General features: G+C 33.9%; 3 protein-coding genes. All 3 read right to left on the reverse strand.

What is annotated here, in order from left to right; translation table 11 throughout:
• A partial coding sequence (locus tag RR539_RS10685; protein ID WP_332483854.1) for a Ger(x)C family spore germination protein occupies positions 1-750 on the reverse strand: 750 nt, incomplete at its 3' end.
• Positions 740-1,852 carry a GerAB/ArcD/ProY family transporter gene (locus tag RR539_RS10690; protein WP_332473498.1) on the reverse strand — a complete coding sequence of 371 codons (1,113 nt, stop codon included), beginning with the start codon at positions 1,850-1,852 and terminating at the stop codon, positions 740-742. The genes RR539_RS10685 and RR539_RS10690, both read right to left, overlap by 11 nt.
• Positions 1,842-2,953 (reverse strand): spore germination protein (locus RR539_RS10695; protein ID WP_332483855.1); only part of this gene is annotated, 1,112 nt, incomplete at its 5' end. The genes RR539_RS10695 and RR539_RS10690, both read right to left, overlap by 11 nt.

A 2,953-nucleotide genomic window follows, 5' to 3' on the forward strand; every position in this document is an offset into this window, starting at 1 on the left:
ACTATCTACACCATGAAAAAACTTATATCCACGTACCTCACGTGAACTCATAGTTTTTCTAGATGTGTAATTATCAATTAGGAGTACCCTATCCATTTTTATTTTTTCCCCTTCCATTCTAACAACAGGTGTCACTGCTCTACCTTCACTTTGGCGAAGATCATTAAAAAACTGTCCCATAGACATAGGAATAGTATATGAAATTGACTTAGCAGCGCCCATTACCCCATCAATATAGCTAGAGTATAGATTTTCTGTACTAGGCCTTAAAGCTTCAAGCGTAATATTACTATTTTCCGCAACTATGATTTTAAGTTCTCTATCTATAGAAGTGTTTCTCTCAAGATCATCTAGCACCTCAGTAAAAAGTTCAGGATCGTCAATAAGTTCCTTGCCAAATACTATAAGCTTAGTATGACCAAAAAATGGTCTTCTTGAGGTTTCTGCATCTAACTTCTCTGTTGCATTACCAAATGTTGTTGCTACAACAGAATGGGTAAATGTAGTAAGCTTAGCTTCACCCTCAGCAGCGTTGGCTATCCCAAAGCTTACGAATAACTCTTCATTATCTCTATGTTTCATATCACTTGATATATATGGACTTAGTTTTTTACTGTAGTTCTTATCAATATATATGGTATTAATAAATGCTCTTTCATTAATCTCTCTCTTATCCCAACATGAGGTTAATAATACTGGAAGTAGTAATGTAATTATTAAGAGCACAGCTGTAAGCTTTTTAGTTCTCATGACTACTTCCCCTCCTTTTTTGTTTAACCCTATAGCCTATAATAATTAAAAGGGGAAGTATAAACATAGAATATGGTCCAAGTATATATCCTGAAACTATACTTACATTCATAACCTCAAGTATGCTTAGTGCACTAGAAGAAGCTATATATATAAAGGGTATAATACAAGTAGTTATAAACCTTCTATCCTTAAAATTAAATATATCAAGTATAATTGTTGTCATAGCATATAGTGCTATAGCAATAGTTGCAAAAACAAGAATTACCCATATAGACATTAGTATTCCCTCAAGCCTCTCTATAAACCCTCCCGGAATATATGCTGACTTAATAAGACTTATTGTTGGATATAGTAGCCATTTAGTTTCAGCAGTACCTAGCTTACTAATACAAAGTGCTACTGTTATCATATAGATTACTGAAATAATTCCAACTGCCAATGCTGTAACTTTAAAATTGGATTTTAAATCCTTTTTCTTAATATTTGGATAAATTACCAGTAATGATATTATTCCTAAAAAAGAAAATATACTACCATCAATTGCCCTATAATACTCTAAAAATGTTCTCTGACCTATAGGCAAAAGATCCGTAAAGTCACTTCCTGGAATAACTAAAATAAATAATATAGAAACAATAATTAATATAAAAGGCAGTACAAACTCTATAAATCTAATTATATGACGCAGTTCTCCCCTTAATAAAAACAGTATTAAAAAGTAAAAAGGTATTAAAATTGCCCATGTAGGTGTTGTATCAAGTAAAAATAGCTTTATTGTTTGTGTAAATACCCTTGCTTCAACTGCACAGGCTATTAAGTATATAAGTAATAATGGAATAATAATTATTACTCCTATTGTTTTTCCGTAAGTATACTTAGCACTTCCTACAAGTCCACGACCATTATACATACTACCGGCCTTGCATATAAGGTAGGCTGAGCCTAGGCATATTATCCCTGCAAATATAGGAATATAAAATGCTTCATTTCCAGTATGTTCAGTTAAAATTGAGGGAAGCTGGAGAAGCCCAACGCCAAGCATTGCACATATTAAAAACTTAACTAACTGGGTAGATGTAAACTTATTATTATTTTCCAAACTTCTCATCTCCCCTCTGTCTTATCTTATTATCATTATTAATATACTGTGGTCTATCCTTCATATACCCAAGAGGAACCCTAATAAATAAACTATCCTTAAGATCCCTTAATCTGTATGGAGCAACAGGTTCTAAATATCCTACTCCATATGATTCAAGTCTAACTAAATGTATAAGAAGTAATATAACTCCAAGAACCGTACCATATAGTCCATATACAGCTGCACAGCACATAAGTCCTATTCTTGATATTCTAAATGCAGCTTCTATTTCGTAATTTGGAGTAACAAATGTGGAAAGTGCAGTAATTGCAATAATAATAACTGCAATAGGACTTACAATTCCTGCTGAAACTGCAGCCTGACCAATAACTAAACCTCCAACTACACCTATTGTTGAACCAAGTGGTTTCGGTAGTCTAATTCCTGCTTCCCGTAGCAAATCAAGTGTTACCTCCATAATCATCATCTCAATAAATGCTGGAAATGGAACTCCTTCACGTGATGCTGTTATTGAGAGGGCAAGTTTTGCTGGAATAATCTCTGGGTTATATGATGTAAGTGCTATATAAATAGCAGGAGCTAAAAGCCCTATAATAATAGCAACTACTCTAAGTAGCCTTACATTTGTTGCTACAACAGGTCTAATATAATAATCCTCTGCTGATTGGAAAAATGCTGTTACTGTAACAGGTAAAATAAGTGCTGTTGGTGAGTTATCTACAAGTATAATAATTCTTCCTTCGTAAATACCTGCTGCTGCAACATCTGGTCTTTCAGTTGCTTGAATCTGGGGAAAAGGGGTTAATGGCTTTTCTTCTAGAAACTGCTGAATATACCCACTATCAAGTATTGCATCAATATTAATAGCCTTAAGTTTTTCTTCTATTTTACTTAAAACTCCCTTATCAACTAATTCATCTATATACATAAGTGCAATATCGGTTTTAGAGCGAACTCCTACCTGTGACTGCTTAACCTTAAGACGAGGGTCCCTAATACGTCTTCTAACAAGTGCTGTGTTAAATCTAATAGTCTCAACAAACCCATCCCTTGGTCCTCTAATAACAGTTTCACCCATAGGCTCGCTGGTACCTCTAG

Source organism: Clostridium sp. (assembly GCF_036639235.1).
Taxonomy (GTDB): Bacteria; Bacillota; Clostridia; order Clostridiales; family Caloramatoraceae; genus Clostridium_AB.